Origin of the sequence: Rhizobium zaerense (assembly GCF_051810725.1) — a bacterium.
GTDB classification, from domain to species: Bacteria; Pseudomonadota; Alphaproteobacteria; order Rhizobiales; family Rhizobiaceae; genus Rhizobium; species Rhizobium leguminosarum_I.
On record NZ_CM132690.1, the window covers coordinates 4,348,141 to 4,367,432 of the forward strand.

At 62.1% G+C, this 19,292-nt stretch carries 20 protein-coding genes; 14 read left to right on the top strand and 6 right to left on the bottom strand.

Going from position 1 to position 19,292, the window contains the following annotated elements:
* Positions 1 to 42: 42 nt before the first annotated feature.
* Positions 43 to 1,326: a D-alanyl-D-alanine carboxypeptidase family protein gene (locus tag ACS4RR_RS21720; protein ID WP_260110270.1), complete on the bottom strand. Its 1,284-nt coding sequence runs from the start codon at positions 1,324 to 1,326 to the stop codon at positions 43 to 45.
* Positions 1,327 to 1,573: 247 nt separating this feature from the next.
* Between ACS4RR_RS21720 and ACS4RR_RS21725 the strand changes: the two genes are divergently transcribed.
* Positions 1,574 to 2,611 carry a polysaccharide deacetylase family protein gene (locus ACS4RR_RS21725; RefSeq protein WP_260297971.1) on the top strand — a complete coding sequence of 346 codons (1,038 nt, stop codon included), beginning with the start codon at positions 1,574 to 1,576 and terminating at the stop codon, positions 2,609 to 2,611.
* Positions 2,612 to 2,617: 6 nt separating this feature from the next.
* On the opposite strand, the gene pdxH is transcribed toward ACS4RR_RS21725, so the two are convergent.
* On the bottom strand, positions 2,618 to 3,238 hold the full coding sequence (gene pdxH, locus ACS4RR_RS21730) for a pyridoxamine 5'-phosphate oxidase (RefSeq protein ID WP_456189379.1): 621 nt from the start codon (positions 3,236 to 3,238) through the stop codon (positions 2,618 to 2,620).
* Positions 3,239 to 3,303: 65 nt separating this feature from the next.
* Between pdxH and ACS4RR_RS21735 the strand changes: the two genes are divergently transcribed.
* The 4 genes from ACS4RR_RS21735 to ACS4RR_RS21750 all read left to right on the top strand — a co-directional run bounded on the left by ACS4RR_RS21735 (position 3,304) and on the right by ACS4RR_RS21750 (position 6,812).
* On the top strand, positions 3,304 to 3,762 hold the full coding sequence (locus ACS4RR_RS21735; RefSeq protein WP_017963102.1) for an RT0821/Lpp0805 family surface protein: 459 nt from the start codon (positions 3,304 to 3,306) through the stop codon (positions 3,760 to 3,762).
* A 293-nt stretch (positions 3,763 to 4,055) separates the two neighbouring features.
* Entirely contained in the window at positions 4,056 to 5,258 is a 1,203-nt protein-coding gene (locus ACS4RR_RS21740) for a J domain-containing protein (protein WP_456189380.1), read from the top strand.
* A 121-nt stretch (positions 5,259 to 5,379) separates the two neighbouring features.
* Complete coding sequence (fabI, locus tag ACS4RR_RS21745; protein ID WP_017963100.1) at positions 5,380 to 6,198, top strand: enoyl-ACP reductase FabI; 819 nt, start codon at positions 5,380 to 5,382, stop codon at positions 6,196 to 6,198.
* A gap of 23 nt (positions 6,199 to 6,221) precedes the next feature.
* Positions 6,222 to 6,812, top strand: a complete 591-nt coding sequence (locus ACS4RR_RS21750) for a histidine phosphatase family protein (protein WP_260297967.1) — start codon at positions 6,222 to 6,224, stop codon at positions 6,810 to 6,812.
* Positions 6,813 to 6,832: 20 nt separating this feature from the next.
* On the opposite strand, the gene ACS4RR_RS21755 is transcribed toward ACS4RR_RS21750, so the two are convergent.
* The 3 genes from ACS4RR_RS21755 to ACS4RR_RS21765 all read right to left on the bottom strand — a co-directional run bounded on the left by ACS4RR_RS21755 (position 6,833) and on the right by ACS4RR_RS21765 (position 7,670).
* On the bottom strand, positions 6,833 to 7,027 hold the full coding sequence (locus ACS4RR_RS21755; protein WP_003588117.1) for a type II toxin-antitoxin system HicA family toxin: 195 nt from the start codon (positions 7,025 to 7,027) through the stop codon (positions 6,833 to 6,835).
* Positions 7,028 to 7,031: 4 nt separating this feature from the next.
* Entirely contained in the window at positions 7,032 to 7,274 is a 243-nt protein-coding gene (locus tag ACS4RR_RS21760) for a DUF1902 domain-containing protein (protein ID WP_037115447.1), read from the bottom strand.
* A gap of 135 nt (positions 7,275 to 7,409) precedes the next feature.
* On the bottom strand, positions 7,410 to 7,670 hold the full coding sequence (locus tag ACS4RR_RS21765; protein ID WP_003569889.1) for a DUF1344 domain-containing protein: 261 nt from the start codon (positions 7,668 to 7,670) through the stop codon (positions 7,410 to 7,412).
* A gap of 245 nt (positions 7,671 to 7,915) precedes the next feature.
* Between ACS4RR_RS21765 and ACS4RR_RS21770 the strand changes: the two genes are divergently transcribed.
* The 3 genes from ACS4RR_RS21770 (at position 7,916) to ribB (ending at position 13,542) form a co-directional block, all read left to right on the top strand.
* Positions 7,916 to 11,095, top strand: a complete 3,180-nt coding sequence (locus ACS4RR_RS21770; protein WP_456189381.1) for a bifunctional diguanylate cyclase/phosphodiesterase — start codon at positions 7,916 to 7,918, stop codon at positions 11,093 to 11,095.
* A 233-nt stretch (positions 11,096 to 11,328) separates the two neighbouring features.
* Positions 11,329 to 12,426: a chorismate synthase gene (gene aroC / locus ACS4RR_RS21775; RefSeq protein WP_222385823.1), complete on the top strand. Its 1,098-nt coding sequence runs from the start codon at positions 11,329 to 11,331 to the stop codon at positions 12,424 to 12,426.
* Between the two features lie 12 nt (positions 12,427 to 12,438).
* A complete protein-coding gene (gene ribB, locus ACS4RR_RS21780; protein WP_260110263.1) occupies positions 12,439 to 13,542 on the top strand; it encodes a 3,4-dihydroxy-2-butanone-4-phosphate synthase in 1,104 nt (367 codons plus the stop codon).
* A gap of 169 nt (positions 13,543 to 13,711) precedes the next feature.
* Here ribB and ACS4RR_RS21785 read toward each other — a convergent pair whose 3' ends face one another.
* The gene (locus ACS4RR_RS21785; protein ID WP_260110262.1) at positions 13,712 to 14,902 is read right to left on the bottom strand and encodes a winged helix-turn-helix domain-containing protein; all 1,191 of its coding nucleotides are present in this window, start codon (positions 14,900 to 14,902) and stop codon (positions 13,712 to 13,714) included.
* Between the two features lie 335 nt (positions 14,903 to 15,237).
* Here ACS4RR_RS21785 and ACS4RR_RS21790 point away from each other — a divergent pair, with 335 nt between their 5' ends.
* The 6 genes from ACS4RR_RS21790 (at position 15,238) to ACS4RR_RS21815 (ending at position 19,254) form a co-directional block, all read left to right on the top strand.
* Positions 15,238 to 15,912 (top strand): energy-coupling factor ABC transporter ATP-binding protein, encoded by a 675-nt coding sequence (locus ACS4RR_RS21790; protein WP_170258277.1) that lies wholly within the window; start codon positions 15,238 to 15,240, stop codon positions 15,910 to 15,912.
* Positions 15,912 to 16,520 carry an energy-coupling factor transporter transmembrane component T family protein gene (locus tag ACS4RR_RS21795; RefSeq protein ID WP_024321249.1) on the top strand — a complete coding sequence of 203 codons (609 nt, stop codon included), beginning with the start codon at positions 15,912 to 15,914 and terminating at the stop codon, positions 16,518 to 16,520. Before ACS4RR_RS21790 ends, ACS4RR_RS21795 begins: the two co-directional genes overlap by 1 nt.
* A gap of 24 nt (positions 16,521 to 16,544) precedes the next feature.
* Positions 16,545 to 17,108: a biotin transporter BioY gene (locus ACS4RR_RS21800; protein ID WP_456189382.1), complete on the top strand. Its 564-nt coding sequence runs from the start codon at positions 16,545 to 16,547 to the stop codon at positions 17,106 to 17,108.
* A 110-nt stretch (positions 17,109 to 17,218) separates the two neighbouring features.
* Positions 17,219 to 17,755: a GXWXG domain-containing protein gene (locus ACS4RR_RS21805; RefSeq protein WP_222385821.1), complete on the top strand. Its 537-nt coding sequence runs from the start codon at positions 17,219 to 17,221 to the stop codon at positions 17,753 to 17,755.
* Positions 17,756 to 17,881: 126 nt separating this feature from the next.
* Positions 17,882 to 18,118 (top strand): alpha/beta fold hydrolase, encoded by a 237-nt coding sequence (locus ACS4RR_RS21810; protein ID WP_206119895.1) that lies wholly within the window; start codon positions 17,882 to 17,884, stop codon positions 18,116 to 18,118.
* On the top strand, positions 18,115 to 19,254 hold the full coding sequence (locus ACS4RR_RS21815; protein ID WP_456189383.1) for a PAS domain-containing sensor histidine kinase: 1,140 nt from the start codon (positions 18,115 to 18,117) through the stop codon (positions 19,252 to 19,254). Before ACS4RR_RS21810 ends, ACS4RR_RS21815 begins: the two co-directional genes overlap by 4 nt.
* Positions 19,255 to 19,292: the final 38 nt, after the last annotated feature.

Consider the following 19,292-nt stretch of genomic DNA (forward strand, 5'->3'; position numbering starts at 1 on the left):
CATGATTGTCCAGACTGGGATTATGCCAATGCCGGGCGGCGATCAACCGCGATCCGGCAGCAGCATGCAGTCATAGGAGCGCTGCTTCAGCGCATCGCAGGCCGAGACGGCAGCATCCTTGCTGGCGAAACCGACGAAGCGGGCGCGATAGATCTTGTTGACCCCCTGCCCGACCGCCTCGGTGTAGGGCGAAGCAGAAAGGAGTGGCGCGCCGCCTTCCGACTTCGCCTGGGCGAGAAGCGCGCGTGCGGCGTCGGCGCTCGGAGCGGCCGAGATCTGGATCTGCCAGTCGCCATTGGTCTTCTCTGCCGATGTCTTCGGTGTCTTGCCGGCGTTCAGGATCTCGTCCATCGCGACCGGACGCTCCAGCGGCACGACGGCGTCATCGGCGTAGGCCAGGCTCTTGGCTGCGAGATCGTCGGCTTGGCGCGGAGCATTGAGCGGTACCGGAACATCCGAAGCGTCAGCGGCGGACGCGACTTCGACAGTATCTTTGGCGCCGACGCTCGCCACCAGCTTTGCGCCGCCGGAAGACGAGGCACGGCCGAGATAGCGGTCGAGCAAACCAGCCATCTTGTCGTCGCGGCTGCGGGCGGTCCGGCCGCCGAGCACGACGCCGACCACGCGGCGGTTGCCGTCTCTGACGGCGCTGACGAGGTTGAAGCCGGAGGCGTTGGTGTAACCGGTCTTGATGCCGTCCATGCCCTGGTAGCGGTACATGAGATTGTTGTGACCGCGCACGGTCCGGCCGCGGAAATTGAAACTTGCCGTCGAAAACAGCCGATATTCGTTGGGATAATTCTTCATCAAGGCGACGGCGAGCGTCGACATGTCGCGCGCTGTGGTGACCTGGCGGCCGTCCGGCAGGCCGGAGGCATTGACGAAGACGGTGCGGCTCATGCCGAGCTGGCGGGCCCTGGCCGTCATCATCCGGGCAAAACCGCTTTCCGAGCCGGCGAGCTTCTCGCCCATGGCGGAGGCGGCGTCATTGGCGGATTTGACGATCATGCCATAGACCGCCTCACGAACGGTGATCGTGCCGCCCGCCTTGACGCCAAGCTTGGTCGGCGGCCGGGCGGCGGCGTATTTCGATATCCTGATCGGAGTGTCCCAGGCGATCTTGCCGCGTTTCAATGCCTCGAAGGTGAGATAGAGCGTCATCATCTTCGTCAGCGAGGCCGGATGGTTCAGCGTATCGGCGTTTTCGGCAGCGAGAACCTTGCCTGTGCGGGCATCGAGGATCAGCGAAGCATTTCCGGCAAGGGCCGCAAGCGGCGCCGAAACGGCAAGCGTTACGGTCAAAACAGCCGCCAAAAGCTTTCTCATCCACTTCCCCTCATACGCTTGCCCTGATGCTCGGCACTTGATGCACCGGCTCTCGGTCAGACCGGCGTTTGTGTCGTAATGTGACAGAAGCCGTAAGTTTGGCGCGACTTTGAGGCAACGCCTATCATTTTTCTATTCTTTTCATCACCTTGGTTAACAGGAAATCAAGGACATGTTCCGAACAGGGATTCAGCAAGGCTTAAGTCGCACTTGCTAATTTCCGGCAAAGGCAAGGAACGGGCGCCGCATGACGGGACAATTCAAGCGACTGGCAAAACGCGCAGCGATCGGCGCCGGGCTTGAGCTTTCCTGGCTGCTTGGCTCGGCCGGGCTGATGCGCGAAGCGCGCGGGCGCGGCGTCGTCTTCACGCTGCATCATGTCCGCCCGCACGTGCCCGAAACCTTCGAACCGAATGCGCATCTCGAAATCACCCCGCGTTTTCTCGACGCGGCGCTGCAACGGCTGAGGCGGCAGGGCTATCGCTTCGTGCCGCTCGATCAGGTGCCGGCGCTGCTGGCAGAGCCCGAGGGCGCACAGCCGTTTGCGGCCTTCACGCTCGACGACGGATACGGCAACAATCTGGAACATGCGCTGCCGGTGTTCGAGCGGCATCAGGCGCCGTTCACGGTGTTCGTCGCCAAGGGTTTTGCCGAGGGCTCTCACAGTGTCTGGTGGGAGACGCTGGCGATCCTCTTGCGCCACGCGCCGGAAATCCGCTTCGATTTCGGCCGCGGCATGGAGCGCCTGGTGCTCGACAGCCTACAGCAGCAATGGCATGCCTTCGAACGCTTCGCCTGGTATATCCACCGCTCCGACGAGGCGCGCGCCATCGCCGCGATCGATCTGCTGGCGCGGGAAAACGATATCGAGCCGACAGACATCGTTCGCGAACTGGTGATGGGGCCTGGCGAATTGCAACGGCTCGCCAGCCATCCGCTTGCAGCGCTTGGCGCCCATACGATCAGCCATCGCGCGCTCGCCCGCCTGCCGGAAGCCGAAGCGCGAATCGAAATGCAGGCTTCAGCGGATTACCTCGAGGCGATGACCGGCATCCGTCCCGAGACGATCGCCTATCCCTACGGCACGCCGGAGGCTGCGACTGCCCGCGAGGCGCGCATCGCACGCAATCTCGGCTTTACTCTCGCGGTCACCACGCAACCCGGGCTGCCGGCAGCGCGGCTCACCGGTTATCTCCCGCGCATTTCGCTCAACGGCTTCTACCAGAAGCGACGCTACGTCTCGGCGCTTGCTTCCGGCATACCGTTGAAGCTGATGGGCCGGTAAAGCCCGTTACGGATACATCCGCACCTTGTCCCATTCGCCTTCCGGTGATGGCCGGCGAAATTCGACCCGATCATGCAGGCGGAATTTCTGGTCCTTCCAGAATTCGATCGAGGTCGGCCGGATGCGGAAGCCCGACCAGTGGGCGGGGCGCGGAATCTCGCCGATGGCATAACGCGCGGTATATTCAGCCACGGCCTTCTCCAGCGCGAAACGGCTTTCGAGCGGACGGGATTGTTTAGAGGCCCAGGCGCCGATGCGGCTGCCGCGCGCACGTGTCTTGAAATAGGCGTCGGCTTCGGCGTCGGTGACGATCTCGACGGGACCGCGCAGCCGCACTTGACGGCGCAGGCTTTTCCAGTGAAAGCACATGGCGGCCTTTTTCTGGCCAAGAATTTCGCGGCCTTTCTGGCTCTCGAAATTGGTGTAGAAGACGAAACCGTCGTCGTCAGATCCCTTCAGGAGAACCATGCGGACATTCGGAAGACCATCTTCATCGACCGTCGCCAGCGCCACCGCATTGGGGTCGTTGGGCTCGGAGGCCTCCGCTTCTTTCAGCCATTCGGCAAAGAGCTTGAAGGGCTCGCCACTTTCGGTAAAGTCACCGCTTGTTAACTCGTTTGCCGACATATTGGTCCAAATGCCCCGGATTATTCAAAACTCGCCCAGCTTTCGATAACTGGACAGGATGCAGGGTGGAAGTCATAGCAAAGTCATCTCGCTATACAAAGGGGCTGCGGCGACGCAGCAGCGCCTCGTTCGTCATCGGCGTCGCGATGTTGTCGCTTTCCGGCTGCGTCGGCGGCGGCATGGATTTCCTAAGTGACGCCAAGGTCGACCGGTCGGTGGCAACCGGCACCGTGCCGCAGACGCCGCCGAGCACGGACACGCTCTCCGACGAGATGACCGTGCGCAACGCCGTCACATCGGCCGATGTGGAAAGGCTGGAGGGCCAGCCGCTTCCCTGGGCGAACGCATCGACCGGCAGTGCCGGCGTCATCGAAACGATCGTCGAGAACAATGAGTCCGGCCAGGTCTGCCGGCAGTTCCGCACGACCCGCCATTCCTATGTCGGCATCGCCAAATTCTACGGCAAGACCTGCCTTGTCGGCGGCGGCAACTGGCAGCTTCTGAGCTTCCAGCCGGAAAGTTGATCCGGCGGGAAAGTTGATCTGCCTCTGCATAATCAAATGTGTGACAGCGTCCTTTTGCGCGCCCGAAAAGACGGGTAGCGCCGTCGCCGACAGGTTAACGCCCGTCCACTTTCTGCCACGTGCTTAGCAAAGAGCTAACCATTCGCCGCGAAACACCCCACATGTCTCCACAGAAATAACAAGTGATTAGCAACTCCGCCGCAGAATCGGCGTTGAGAGTGGCTGTTCCTGCCTATGTAGCGGGCGGCGCCACATACGTTTTATTGGACGGGGATGCTGGGCAAGGACGAGGCTTGCCGCATCGCAACACCGGCGGTTTTAACATGCGCGATCCTTATAAAATTCTGGGCGTCAAGCGCGACGCGGCAGTAGACGAGATCAAGGCGGCTTGGCGCAACATGGCCAAATCAGCCCATCCCGACCACAATCAGGACGATCCGACAGCGACGGCCCGATTCGCCGAGATCGGCCGCGCCTATGAAACGCTGAAGGACCCGCGCAAACGCAGCCTGTTCGACAATGCCCTGCGGATGGCCGAAGCCAAGAAGCACGAACAGACGATCATGCAGCAGCGCCAGGCCGCCCGCGAGGCGGCCGTGCGCGCCAAGGCGGCGCAGGCCAATGCCGAGCGCGTGATGGAAGAGCTGGCGCGCGCCGCCCAGAAGGCTGCCGCCGACGGCTCCAGGCAACAGGCAGGTTCCGCTGAGGCGGCCGATGAGATGGTGGATCGCATTTTCGGCGCCCAGGCTCGCGCGGCTGCCGGCGGCCAGGCGCAGGGTCGCGCCCAGCAGACGCAATACCAGCAGGCCCAAAACGCCCAGGGCGACGCCGGCAAGCGCATGGATGGCGACACCGCCGAGGCCGACACCAAGGGCGACGAGGAAGCGGGCGAAGCGGGGGCAAATGCCGCCGCCAACCTGTCGCTGCCACTCAGCATCCTGACAAACCTGGTGCGCCGTTTCACCGGCGCTAAGGACACCGGCCTCGAAAGGGCGCCGGATGAGGTGACAACGGCGACCGTCACGATCGACGACGTGTTGAAGAGCGGCTGGATCACCGCGTCATTGCCGGAGGGCCGCGAAGTCGGCTTCGCGTTGCCGGCAGGCACGACCGACGGTCACGAGATCAGGCTCAAGGGACAGGGCTTCAAACTGCCGGGCATGCAGCGCGGCGACGCCGTCGTCAACATTCGCATTGCACCCGATCCGCGCTTCACGGTCGATGGTTTCGATCTGCACGCCGTGCTGCCGCTCAGCATCGAAAATGCCGTGCTCGGCACCGAGGCGCGTATCGAAGGACCGAGCGGCCCGCTGAACGTGACGATCCCGGCATGGTCGGGCTCGGACAAGACGATCCGTGTTCCCGGCCAGGGATTGCCCCGCGAAGAGGGCGGCAGAGGCGATCTCGTCGTCGAATTGCGCATTATCTTGTGGGAAAAACCCGACGACAAAATCACCGATCTCATGCGGAGCATGCGCGAAGGCCTGTTCCTATGAAATTTTTATGACATTCGCACCCTTTATTACGATCCCTAACAGTTGATGATCCCGGCCAAGCTTGAACCGATTAACGGCCTATGCCATAGGCAGGATCGATCAGAATCCTAGGGAGCGAAATATGGCTCAAGCATCCGGCCTCATGGCAGGCAAACGCGGCGTCATCATGGGTGTCGCCAACAATCGTTCGATTGCGTGGGGTATTGCCAAGGCCATTCATGCGCAGGGCGGAGAAGTCGCGCTCACCTACCAGGGCGATGCGCTGAAGAAGCGCGTCGAGCCGCTCGCCGCCGAAATCGGCGCGACGCTCGTCGGCCATTGTGACGTCGCCGACGAAGCAACCATCGACGCCGTTTTCGAAAACGTCGAAAAGCTCTGGGGCAAGATCGATTTCCTCGTGCATGCGATCGGCTTTTCCGACAAGGACGAGCTGACCGGCCGCTACGTCGACACCTCGCCCGACAATTTCACCAAGACGATGCAGATCTCCGTCTATTCCTTCACCTCGGTCGCACGCCGCGCCGAGAAGCTGATGACGGATGGCGGCGCCATGCTGACGCTGACCTATTACGGCGCCGAAAAGGTGATGCCGAACTATAACGTCATGGGCGTCGCCAAGGCCGCGCTCGAAGCCAGCGTCAAGTATCTTGCCGTCGATCTCGGCCCCCAGAACATCCGCGTCAACGCCGTTTCGGCCGGACCGATCAAGACGCTTGCCGCCTCCGGCATCGGCGATTTCCGCTATATTCTGAAGTGGAACGAATATAACGCGCCGTTGCGCCGTACCGTCACCATCGAGGAAGTCGGCGATGTCGGCCTCTATCTCCTGTCGGATCTCTCGCGCTCCGTCACCGGCGAAGTGCATCACGCCGACAGTGGCTATCATGTCATCGGCATGAAGGCGGTCGACGCGCCCGACATTTCCGTCATCAAGGACTGATTTCTCCATATGGATGCGAGACCGTGCTTATCTACGTGATCAGACACGGCCAGACCGCCTGGAATGCCGAGCGCCGCCTGCAGGGTCAGAAGGATATCCCGATGAATGCCACGGGCCTGGAACAGGCCCGGCAGAACGGCATCGCGCTGGCGGAGATTCTCGGCGACACGATCGACCAGTTCGATTTCGTCGCAAGCCCGCTCCAGCGCACGCGCGCGACGATGGAAATCATGCGCACCGCCATGGGCCTGCCGCCGCTGGCCTATCGCACCGATCCAAGGCTGGTGGAAATTTCCTTCGGCGACTGGGAAGGCTCGACGATCAAGGAGTTGAAGGCGACGCAGCGCGAGCGGGTAGCGGAGCGCAACGCCTCGAAATGGGATTTTATCCCGCCCGGCGATGATGCGGAAAGCTATGAAATCCTCTCCTGGCGCACCGGCTCTTGGCTGAACTCGGTCGATCGGCCGACGGTCTGCGTGACGCATGGCGGCGTCATCCGCACGCTGTTCCAGACGATCGCCGACCTGCCGAAAAGCACTGCTGCGGAAGGTGCGATCCCACAGGATCGGATCATCAGGATCGAAACCACGGAGCGGACGATCGTCTGGCTGTAGGCATTGCCATTGCGCCTCGATCAAAAAGCCTTCGGAAGTCCGGCCTGTTTTAGCGTTTCATTGGCCGTATGGCGGGATTTTACACCATGGTCGACCGTGAAGTGGCGGTTAGAAATCGGGCTGTACCAGATTTCATGATCACCCTTTCCCGGTCGCACGTATTCGCAGCCGGCTTTCAGCAATAACTCTTTGAGTTCGCGGAGATAGCCGGCCATGCGCTCAGTAGGTCGGATTGGGGATGCGAACGAGCTGTTCGGCCATGATATGGACGGGGATTTCCGGCAGACTCGAGGTGAAGCCGTTAAGCTCGAAAAGGTCGGTTATAGCTGCCACAACTTTAGGCTCGAGGGCTTCGAGGGTGTCGGCCTCGACGGCCAGCCCTTCGATATCGTTGCTACTGGCAACCCAAACACCAGCCTCTTCATCCCAATCCGCGCGCACTATGATCGAGGCGTGCTTCATACGATCAGTCTCCATAGCGGACACGATTGTCCTACGAGGTTGCGCACCACTGTGGGCACTACGCCGACGTGGCATAGTGTACATATGTAGTGGAATGGAAGTGAATTTTATACGCCGATCTAGGCGTTACGCTGCCTATTTGACGATATCGAGATCGTTGATGACGCGCTTGCCGTCGACCTCGGTATAGAAGACGATCACCTTCACGCCGGCTTCGAGGCCGTCGAAATTGAATTCCTCGGGCGCCTGATAGGTTTTGCCGTCATCGAGCGTCAGCACGAGGTTGGCCGTGTCGACCTTCTTGATCGTCGCCTCGACGTCGGCGCTCTCGGCAAAACCGCTCATGGGTGACAGGAAGCTTGCTGTTGCCAAAAGCGTGGCGACGACGAAACGCATGGCGACAATCCTTATAAGACGCTGCACGAGAAACTGACTGGCCACAGATAAGCTCCTGAATATGGCGAAAATTGCCCGGAAGGATGTCTTTTCCCGCCCAATTGATGAATAGGATTTTAAATATAATCAAGATGCCGCGTTAACCCCGGTTTTTACGCCTTTCCTCGCCTTCCCGGAATCGACGGCGGGCAATCGTAAATTAACCCGCGCGCCCTACAGTTGCTCGTCAACATGGGGGTTTCATTTTGTTATCCAGGCTCAGCGACAGCAAGCAGTTGCGGCGCGTGTTGAAGAATAGCCGCGTCTCGTTTCTGGTTTCGTCGCTTGTCGCCCTGGTCGTCATCGTGGTCGGCTTCGGGCTCGACCAGGCCAATACCGCGTCTCATGTGCGCGAACTTCATATCCGCACCGAAAACGAGACGAACCTGATCCGCGCCCGCGTCATGGCCGAGATCAATATGGACCTCAGCGTCGTGCGCGACCTGACGAACCTGATCTCCGTCAGCACGGCAAACGGAGAGGAGATGGAACGCCAGATCAACTGGCTGCTGATCCAGAACCCCTCTTTCATTCATATCGCCGTCGCGCCTGATTTCATCGTCCGCGACATCCACCCGCCGCAATCCGGCAACGAGCGGATCGGCCGCGACGTGCGAGAGGCTCTGTTCTTCCGCCAGGCGATGACCGGCGCCGCCGGCGACCAGTCGGCGCGCTTCTACGGCCCGATCAGCATTGACAGCCGCGACGCCTTTGCCATCTTCTTCCCGGTTTTCGTCAGGGAGAACGGCGAACGGCGGCTCTGGGGGGCGGTCGAAGTCGCCATCGACCAGACGATGTTCTACCAGGCGACCGGGCTGATGCCGGCACACGACCGCGAGAACCGGGAACGCTATCCGCATCTCGACCATCTTTCGATCGCCATCCGCGATATCAGCGCGGCGGCCGCGACCAATGCCGCTCTGCCGGCGCCGTTCTTCGGTTCGTCCGATATCGATGACAAGCATCCGATGCGCCAGAAGATTGGCTTTGCCGGCGGCAAGTGGGAGCTTTCCGCGGTCCCCAACAGCGGCTGGGACGCGATACCCGAAAACCGCACCGAGCTGCGCCTGATCATCCTTGCCGGCGGCTTCGTCATCATCGTGCCGATCTTCTTCGCGACCCTCCTGCTCGGCGAGCGCAATCGCAACATTACCGCGCTGGAGACGCGCGAGGCAAAACTGCTGGAACTGTCGCAGCGGCTCAATCTGGCGCTGGAATCCTCGAATATCGGCATCTGGGAGCTGCAGGATGATTCGAGCAGCCTGCTCTGGGACACGCGCGCCGCGGCCCTGCACGGCAAGCCGGCTGAGGAAGGAAGCTGGGCGCTCGACGAATGGCTGGCGGCTGTCCTGCCCGAGGACCGCGACATCGCCGAAGTGCATTTTTTCAGCTGCAGCATTGCCGGTGCTGCCTGCACGGCACAATACCGCATCCTGCTTGCCGACGGCGGTATCCGCCACCTGCGCTCGGTCGGCGCCTTCTATACGGATGCCGGCGGCGTCAGCAAGACGATCGGCATCGTCTGGGACGTGACAGCCGATGCGGAGATCACCGACAGGCTGCGCAAGGCCAAGGATATGAGCGAGGTCAAGAATGCCGAGCTGGAGCTGGCGCTTGAAGAGCTCTCGAGCCGCGAGGGGCAGCTCGCCGAGCTTTCCAGCCGGCTCGACCTGGCGCTCAATTCCTATCAGTGCGGCATATGGGAAGCCCGGCCCGGCCGAGGCGGCTCGATCTGGAACGAGCGGATGCACGAGCTCTATGGGCTTGCGCCGCGCAACGGCTTCATGACCGAGGAGATCTGGCTTGGCTGCATCCACCCCGAGGATCGAGCCTTAGCGCTCGAAAGCGCACGCCACTTCAAGAAGAACGGCGATACGCACACGCTCGTCTGCCGCGTGCTGGTCGGCGACGGCTCGGTGCGTTACGTGCGCTCGGTCGGCAAGGTCCACCAGACGGGGACGGGCGAGATGAAGGTCATGGGCATCGCCTTCGACGCCACCGAAGACGTGCTGATGACGATCCGGCTGAAGACCGCCAAGGACGAGGCAGTCGCCAAGAATATCGAGCTCGAGCTTGCCAAGAACAGGATCGAGCACAATTCGCTGCACGATCCGCTGACTGCACTCGCCAACCGCCGCAAGCTCGACATCGCGCTCGAAAATCTGACCCATGACGGACGCCGAGAGCGGCAGAAATTCTCGATCCTGCATATCGATCTCGACCGCTTCAAGGACATCAATGATACGCTCGGCCATGCCGCCGGCGATGCGATGCTGGTACACGCCTCGAAGGTGCTCGCCAAGAATGTCCGCGGCAGCGACGTCGTCGCGCGCATCGGCGGCGACGAGTTCGTCATCCTCGCCCTCGACGTCGGCGACAAGGAGATGGCTCAACTTTCGACGCGGATCATCGAGGAGATGCGCCAGCCGATCGATTTCCAGGGCTTTTCCTGCCGCTGCGGCGTGTCGATCGGCATTGCGCTCGCCAACGGCATCCATGTCGATGCGCGCAAGATGCTGATCAATGCCGATATCGCGCTCTACCGCGCCAAGAGCATGGGCCGCAACCGCTTCGAATTCTTCAATCACAATCTCCAGGCCGATATCATCAACACCAAGCGCACCGCCGACGAGATCCTTGCCGGCATCGACAATGGCGAATTCACCGCATGGTATCAGCCGCAATTCTCGGCCCGGACGATGGAGCTGACGGGCGTCGAGGCGCTGGTGCGCTGGAACCACCCGTCCAAGGGGTGGCTCGCCCCCGACAAGTTCCTGCGCATTGCCGACGAAATCAATGTCGTGCAGATGCTCGACCGGATCGTGCTCGAAACGGCGCTGCACGACAAGATGCGCTGGACGGCGCGCGGTATTGCCGTGCCCAAAGTCTCGGTCAATGTTTCGGCGCGGCGGCTGCATGACGGCAGCCTGTTGGAATCGCTCGCCGACCTGCATATCCGTCCGGGCGAGATCTCCTTCGAACTGGTGGAATCGATCTTCCTCGACGAGAGCGAGGACGTCGTCTCGCAGAACCTCGAACGCATCAAGGCGCTCGGCATCGATATCGAGATCGACGATTTCGGCACCGGCCATACCTCGATCGTCAGCCTGTTGAAGCTGAAACCGAAGCGGCTGAAGATCGACCGCCAGCTGGTGCAGCCGATCGTCAATGCCTCGCAGGAGCGGGCACTCGTCAGCTCGATCATCGAAATCGCCCGCTCGCTCGGGGTCGAGACGGTGGCCGAAGGGGTGGAGACGGCGGCACATGCCGCACTGCTGCGCGATCTCGGCTGCGATATCCTGCAAGGTTATGCCTTCTCGCGGCCGCTCTCCTTCGACGACTTCACCGAGGAAGCCACCGGAACGGGGTGGCGGCTGGCGTCCTGATCGCTGCCTGCCGATCGCCCCCAGCCCTGACCCCTCCCCGCCTGCGCAGAGAGAATGGCGGCACAATGCACCGCCCGTCCCTGACAACGGACGGAAACAGCATTTCCTGAGCTGCCGGTTTGGCGCAAAGAAAGGCTTTTGCCTCGGCGGTTTTTTGGCCTATGAGTGTCGCGCCTTTTCAAGCAATGGCGCGGCCGGCAGCGACCGGCTTTGGCGCGCCACCGTGGGAACACATGTCGCACAATACATTCGGTCACCTTTTCCGCGTAACCACCTGGGGCGAAAGCCATGGTCCGGCGCTCGGCTGTGTCGTCGACGGCTGCCCTCCGGGGTTGCGCTTCAAGCTCGAGGACCTGCAAGTCTGGCTCGACAAGCGCAAGCCCGGGCAATCCCGCTTCGTGACGCAGCGGCGCGAGGACGATCTGGTGAAGGTGCTGTCCGGCGTCATGCTGGACGCCGATGGCGAGACGATGACGACCACCGGCACGCCGATCTCCATGCTGATCGAAAACACCGACCAGCGCTCCAAGGATTACGGCGAGATCGCCCGGCAATACCGCCCCGGCCATGCCGATTATACCTATGACCTCAAATACAGCATTCGCGACTATCGCGGCGGCGGCCGCTCCTCGGCGCGCGAAACCGCCGCGCGGGTTGCCGCCGGCGGCATCGCCCGCCTTGTCGTACCAGGCGTTACCGTGCGCGGGGCGCTGGTGCAGATCGGCAAACACAAGATCGACCGCCGCAACTGGGATTGGGGCCAGATCGATCAGAACCCGTTCTTCTCGCCCGATGCGGCGATCGTGCCGGTCTGGGAGGAGTATCTCGACGGCATCCGCAAAAACGGCTCCTCGATCGGCGCGGTCATCGAGGTGATCGCCGAAGGTGTGCCGGCCGGCCTCGGCGCGCCGATCTATGCCAAGCTCGACCAGGATATCGCCTCACTGCTGATGTCGATCAACGCGGTCAAGGGCGTCGAGATCGGCAATGGTTTTGCCGCCGCCGAAACGTCAGGCGAAGACAATGCCGACGAGATGCGCATGGGCAATGACGGCACGCCGATCTTCCTTTCCAACAATGCCGGCGGTATTCTCGGCGGCATCTCCACCGGGCAGCCGGTGGTGGCGCGTTTCGCCGTCAAGCCGACGTCCTCGATCCTGACCGAACGCCAGTCGATCGATGCGGACGGCAAGAATGTCGATATCCGCACCAAGGGCCGGCACGACCCCTGCGTCGGCATCCGCGCCGTGCCGATCGGCGAGGCGATGGTCGCCTGCGCCATCGCCGATCATTATCTTCGCGACCGCGGCCAGACCGGCCGCCTGAAATAGGAGCGCTCGCCCATGTCTTATGACCAGAAGCGCGTCGTCGACGCCATCCGGGCCTTCGAGGCCGGCGAGATCGTCGTCGTCATGGACGACAATGACCGCGAGAACGAAGGCGACCTGATCGTCGCCGCGGTGCATTGCACACCCGAGAAGATGGCCTTCATCGTGCGTCACACCTCCGGCATCGTCTGCGCGCCGATGCCGAAGGAAGAGGCAAAACGCCTCAACCTCAACGCCATGGTGGCGGAAAACGATTCGGCCCATACGACGGCCTTCACCGTCTCGGTCGATTTCAAGCACGGCACGACGACCGGCATCTCCGCCGACGACCGGACGCTGACGGTGCGCAACCTCGCCAATCCGAATGTCGGCGCCTCCGATTTCGTCCGCCCCGGCCACATCTTCCCGCTGGTTTCCCGCGAAGGCGGCGTGCTGATGCGCTCCGGCCACACGGAAGCCGCCGTCGATCTCTGCAAGCTTGCCGGCCTGCCGCTGATCGGCGTCATCTCCGAGCTGGTCAATGACGACGGCACCGTCACGCGCGGGCCTGAGGTGGTCGACTTTGCCGAACAGCACGGGCTGAAGCTCGTCTCGGTCGCTGATCTCATTGCCTATCGCCAGCGCAAGGAAACGCTGATCGAACTCGGTACCAGCTTCGACATCGACACGCCGTTCGGCAAGGCCAAGGCCCATACCTATTCCCTGCCCTGGGATCCGATGCAGCATCTCGCCGTCGTCTTCGGCGACATCCGCGACGGGGTCGACATCCCGGTGCGGCTGCATCCGGAGAATGTCGCCGAGGATCTCTTCGGCAAGAACAGCCCGGTCGATTTCTACATGCAGAAGATTGCCGAGCAGGGCCGCGGCGTCATCGTCTACCTGCGCGAAGGCTCCGTCGGCGTCGGCCATCACGACAACGGCCGCAAGGCCCGCAACCAGGGCCGCGAGGCCCATTCCGAAGCCCAGACCCGCGACAGCGAATGGCTGGAAATCGGCCTCGGCGCACAGATCCTCAGGGATCTCGGCGTCAGCTCGATCAAGCTGCTCACCAGCCGCGAGCGCCACTATGTCGGCCTCGAAGGCTTCGGCATCAAGATCAGCACGACGGAGATCTGCTGAGCACTCCTCCTCTTCTCCCCAGCGGGGAGAAGATGTCCGAAGGACAGATGAAGGGGTGAGCGACGTTAGGAGCGACTGCACTGAGCGCAAGCGAAGGGCAATATTGAGCGGCGTGCCATGAAGCCCCCTCATCCGGCTGCCGCCACCTTCTCCCCGAGGGGAGAAGGGATTACCCTCTCCACCCATCGAGCAAGATGACCTTCTCCACGCCGGCAAACCGCGCGACCCGCTCCAACTCCGCTTCCAACCTCTCCAGCCGGCCGGCCGACGGCTTCACGCCCGGCTCCAGCCACAGCCGCTTGATGTCGAGCGTCGATTTCTTCCGATCCGCCTTCATGTCGATGCGGCCGATCAGCCGGTCGCCTTCGAGCAGCGGGAAGACGTAATAGCCATATTCGCGCTTCGGCTCGGGCACGAAGACTTCGATGCGGTAGAAGAAGCCGAACAGGCGTTCGGTGCGGTTGCGGTCGCGGATCATCGGATCGAAGGGGCTGAGAACGCGGATGCGCGGCGGAGCATCGGGATAGCTGTCGAGCGTCGACGGGAAATCGGCAAAGGCCCAGGATGGGCGCGCCTTGCCGTCGAGCGCCGGTTCGATCAGCACTTCGGTCAGCTCGTCGCGATGTGCCGATACCCAGGCCTTGGACTCATCGGGCGAGACCAGGTTCCAGAAGGCTGCGATCTCGCCATGGGTAGCAAAGCCGAGGCGGGCAAGCGCGCTGCGGCAGGCCCAGTCGATGAATTCCTCGCGGCTCACCTCGGGCTCGCGGAACTCGGCCGGGATGACGCGCTCCGCCAGGTCATAGATCTTCTGGAAGTTCGAGCGGCCGGCGATGGCGAACTTGCCGGTGTGCCAGAAATATTCGAGCGCCGTCTTGTTCGGATGCCAGTTCCACCAGCCGCCGGAAACGTGGCCGTCGGACTTGACGTCGCGCGCCAGCATCGCGCCGTCGCGACGCACGCGCTCATAGGTCTCCTCGAAGGCTGCCTCGAAACCCTCACCGCGCCATTTGCGCCAGCGTTCGACGAGGACCTTTTCCTGATGGCGGAACTTGTGTTTCCAATAGACGAAGAAGGCGCTCGGCAAAATCGAGGCATCGTGCGTCCAGTGCTCGAACAACGCGCGTTCCTTTTCGAGCAGCGCCTTCAGATGCTCGCGCCTGTAGGTCTGGTTGCGGGAAAACAGGATCTGATGATGCGCCCGCTCCACCGTCTGGATGCTGTCCACCTGGACGAAACCCAGCTCATGGATGAGCTGCAGCAGGCCGGCCTTGGTCAAGGCGCGGTTCGGCGGGGCGCTGAGGCCCTGCTTGGCAAGAAAGACACGGCGGGCGTCGGAATTGGAAAGCAGATTCGTCATGACCCCATCATAATCCGGAAAATCTTCCTAGCCACCCGATATCGACAGCGCAATTTGCTCTTTCATCAGGCCGATGTCCCCGTATAGAAGCATTGCTATCCGGTTGGCGCCAATGGCTGCCCCTCACCCTAACCCTCTCCCGGCCTGCGGGGAGAGGGGACTTGCCAAACGCAGCGTCGAGATTGAGGAAGCGGGTGCGGCATATCCCTTCTCCCCGCGAGCGGGGGTTCGAAGGACGGGTCGAGACATGTGGCTCGACCCAGGCAGAGGTGCCGGCAGGCGGATGAGGGGCCGGCATCGGCAATCTCCTCCGATGAAAAGTGCGAGGGATTGGTTTGGATATTCGTTTCGAAGGTGCCGGTGTCAGTTTCGGGGCGCGGGTGGCGCTGCAGCCGCTGACGCTTGGCATCAGTGGAAAACGCATCGGCGTCATCGGGCTGAACGGTTCGGGCAAGACGACTTTCGCGCGGCTGATCAACGGGTTGATCAAACCATCGGTCGGCCGCGTCACTGTCAACGGCCGCGACACCAGCGATGAAAAGACTGCGGTGGCCGATGTCGGCTTCATCTTCCAGTCGCCGCAGAACCAGATCATCCTGCCGATCGTCAAAGACGACATCGCCTTCGGGCTGAAGCGGCGCGGCTTCAGCAAGGCGGAGATCGAGGCGAAGGTCGAGGGCGTGCTGGCCCGCTTCGGCGCCGAGGCGCTGGCCGATCGCCGCGCGCATGAGCTTTCCGGCGGCGAGTTGCAGGTGGCGGCCCTCTGCTCGGTGCTGGCGACGGGGCCGGGCATTCTCATCCTCGACGAACCGACCAACCAGTTAGACCTCAGGAACCGGGCGCTGGTTGAAGGGATTATCGCCGGGCTCCCGGAAAGCGCCATCATCATCACCCATGATCTGGAGCTGATCGCCGATTTCGAACGGGTGCTGCTATTTCATGAAGGCCGGCTTGCCGCCGATGCGCCGGCTGCTGAGGCGATCGCCCGCTACAAGGAGATCGCCGCTTGATGCAATCGCTCTATGTCGAAGGCAACAGTGTGATGCACCGGCTTTCGCCGCGGGTAAAGCTGTTGTCGCTGACGATCTTCGGCGTCGTGCTGTTCGTCAGCGGGAACCTCATCCTGCTGTCGATCGCCGTGCTGCTGACGGCGGTTCTCTACCGGATGATCGGCCTGCCGTTTGCGGATGGGCTCAGGCGGCTGCGGCCGGTCTTCCTGACGATCGCGGTCGTCGCACTCTTCAACCTCATCTTCAATCCCTGGCAGGAGGCGCTCGTGCCCCTGTTGCGGCTGACGGCGCTGATGCTGCTTGCCGCCACCGTGACGGCGACGACGTCGATCACCGAGTTCATCGACGAGGTGACGGCGCTTGCCCGCCCGCTCGAACGCACCGGTTGGGTGCAGGCGGACGATATCGGCCTGGCGCTTGGGCTGGTGCTGCGTTTCGTGCCGGAGATCGTCGGCCGTTATCAGGCGATCCGCGAGGCGCACAAGGCACGCGGGCTGAAGGTGCGGCCGACGACGCTGCTTGCGCCGCTGATCATCCTGACGCTCAAGGATGCGGATAATATCGCCGCGGCGATTGACGCGCGCGGCATTCGGCGGCATGTGAGTTAACGATTGATAAACACGGAATTCATGATGAGCACTCGCGACCTCGTTCTTACCGCCCTCTTTGCCGCGATCATCGTGGCACTCGGCCTGCTGCCGCCGATCTCGCTCGGCTTCATTCCGGTGCCGATCACGGCGCAATCCCTCGGCGTGATGATGGCCGGCGTCGTGCTCGGCGCCCGGCGCGGCGCAATTGCCGTGCTGATCGTGCTGGTGCTGGTCGCGATCGGCCTGCCGGTGCTTTCCGGCGGCCGCGGCGGGCTTGCGATCTTCGCGTCGCCGACGGCCGGCTTCCTGATCGGCTGGATCTTTGCGGCCTTCGTCACCGGTTATCTCAGCGAGCGGCTGGTCAACCATCAGCAATCCGGCCTGGTGCAGACGGTCAGCTTCTTCCTCACCGCCATGGTCGGCGGCATCGTCGTGCTCTACGCCTTCGGCATCACCTATCTGGCCACCGTCGCCGGCCTCGGCTTCACGAAAGCCTTCATCAGCTCGATGGCTTTCATTCCCGGTGATGTGATCAAGGCTTTCGTCGCAGCCCTGCTTGGCCGCGCCGTCATGGTCGGCTATCCCCTGCTGCCGTCGCGCGCCTGAGGCATAGGCCAGTCTTGTCCGGTGAACACCCCCAACGGCCCCTTCGGGGGCCGTCGGGCTTCCGGTCGGCATGAACGGGAACTTCCAAGCCTTCTTTTCATTTTTTTGCAATGACCGTCCCTGGAGGAGAACCCATGCGAGGCGACCCGCAGGAGGAGATGGCTGCCTGGTTCCGCTCGCTGGAGCCTGTCCAGCCGAAGGACATGGTCGGCCTTTGGAGCGGCGTCGGCATTCCGTCGGGTCATCCGCTGGACGGCGTGCTCGAGAACCTCAACTGGTTTGGCAAGCGCTTCCATTCCAATATGCGGGCGGACGCCCTGCTCTTCACGTGGAGATCGGGCCGACTTGTGGCGCTTGAGCCAAGCTTGTTACCCATTGGCCTGGCGATCAAGATGGCGCCCTTTGGCCGGACATTCGTTGCCCGCGGCTGGTTCTCATACCTGCAGAAGCTGCTTCGAGCGAGAGGCACCACAGCTTCGTTGAAGCTTCAGGCCCTCGACGGCGTCGAAACGGCTGCGATGATCTACGACAAACAGCCGGTCGTGGACTACTTCCGCAGGATTGACGATGACGAGATTGCCGGAATGATGTGCGTGCGCGACGACCCTCGGCGGTTCTTCTTCAAGCTCCGGAAAGTGATGGACTGAGATATGCAGCAAACGGCTGGCGCCACCTCCGGAACATCGCGGCACACGACCATCGAGCCCATTGCCCAATTCTTTCCTCAATCCAAAGCAGGCTGAACATGCTATGAAAGCAGGGAAGAGGGCGAGATGACAGTCATCGATCGAAATCATGTTCAAGTCCGGGGCGATGGCCAGCGTGCGATGATCTTTTCGCATGGATTCGGGTGCGACCAGAACATGTGGCGCTTCGTGGCCCCGGTCGGCGAATTCGTGCATCAGCAGGTCCCAAACAGTCAGTTGGTCGTGCTGAACGCCAGTGGCCACTGCCCTAGCCTCAGCGCTCCCGACGAGGTCATATCTGCAATCCGGCGGTTCGTCCGATGACCAGTGGCGACACGCAGATCGTCATGCCGGCGGAAGACCTTGAGGATCTGTACGAAAACGCGCCATGCGGCTATCTTTCGCTGCAGCCGGACGGGCGCATCGTCAAGGTGAACCGAACGCTATCGACCTGGATCGGCATCCCTGCCGAGCAACTCCTCGGCAAACGACTTCGCGACCTGCTCAACACGTCGGGCCGGATATTTTACGAGACCCATTTTGCGCCTCTGCTGCGCATGCAGGGGGTTTTCAATGAGGTTGCTCTCGATCTTGTGACGGCCGACGGCAGGACCTTGCCCGTGCTCGCCAATGCAATGGAAAGACGCGCAGAAGACGGTGCCCTGCTTTTCACCCGCGTGACGATGTTCCAGGCTGCCGAGCGTCGCCGTTACGAACGGGAGCTGGTCGAGGCGCGCGCAGCCGCGGACGCAGCCGGCGCCATCGTCAAATTCCAGCTCCATCTTGAACAGCAAACTGCCGAATTGCGGGAGCAGTTCATCGCTGTCCTTGGCCATGACCTGCGCAATCCGCTTGCCTCGATTGCCGCGGCGGCGCGCATGCTGCGAAAGGAAGAGCAGACCGATCGCTCGATCAACATTCTCGATTTGATGCAGGGCAGCGTCGTTCGCATGTCCGGCCTGATCGACAACGTTCTCGACTTCGCGCGCGGACGATTGGGTGGCGGCATCACGATCGAGAGGCGAGCGGAGCATCTCGAACCGATCCTGCGACAGGTCATCGGCGAACTCCGCTCCTGTCATCTCGACCGCGCAATTGAGGTGAGTATCGACTTCGCCGGACCGATAAACTGCGACAGCGGCCGGATCGGCCAGCTGGTGTCCAACCTGCTCGGAAACGCCCTGACCCACGGGACGCCGGACGAACCGGTGCGGCTCTCGGCGGCAACTGTCGGCGGAAGACTGGAACTTTGGATCGCCAACAGCGGCCCTCCGATTGCCTGCGATGCGATGACAAGGCTTTTTCAGCCTTATTTCAGAGGCGAAATCGGTACAAATCAAAGAGGATTGGGGCTGGGTCTGCACATCGCTTCGGAAATCGCCCGCGCCCATGGCGGGACAATCACGGTCAGTTCCGATGATAAGGAGACGCGCTTCACCTTTGTGATGCCGTTGGATTGATCCGGACGGTAGATCGGTTCGTCCACTTGCCCCTCGGA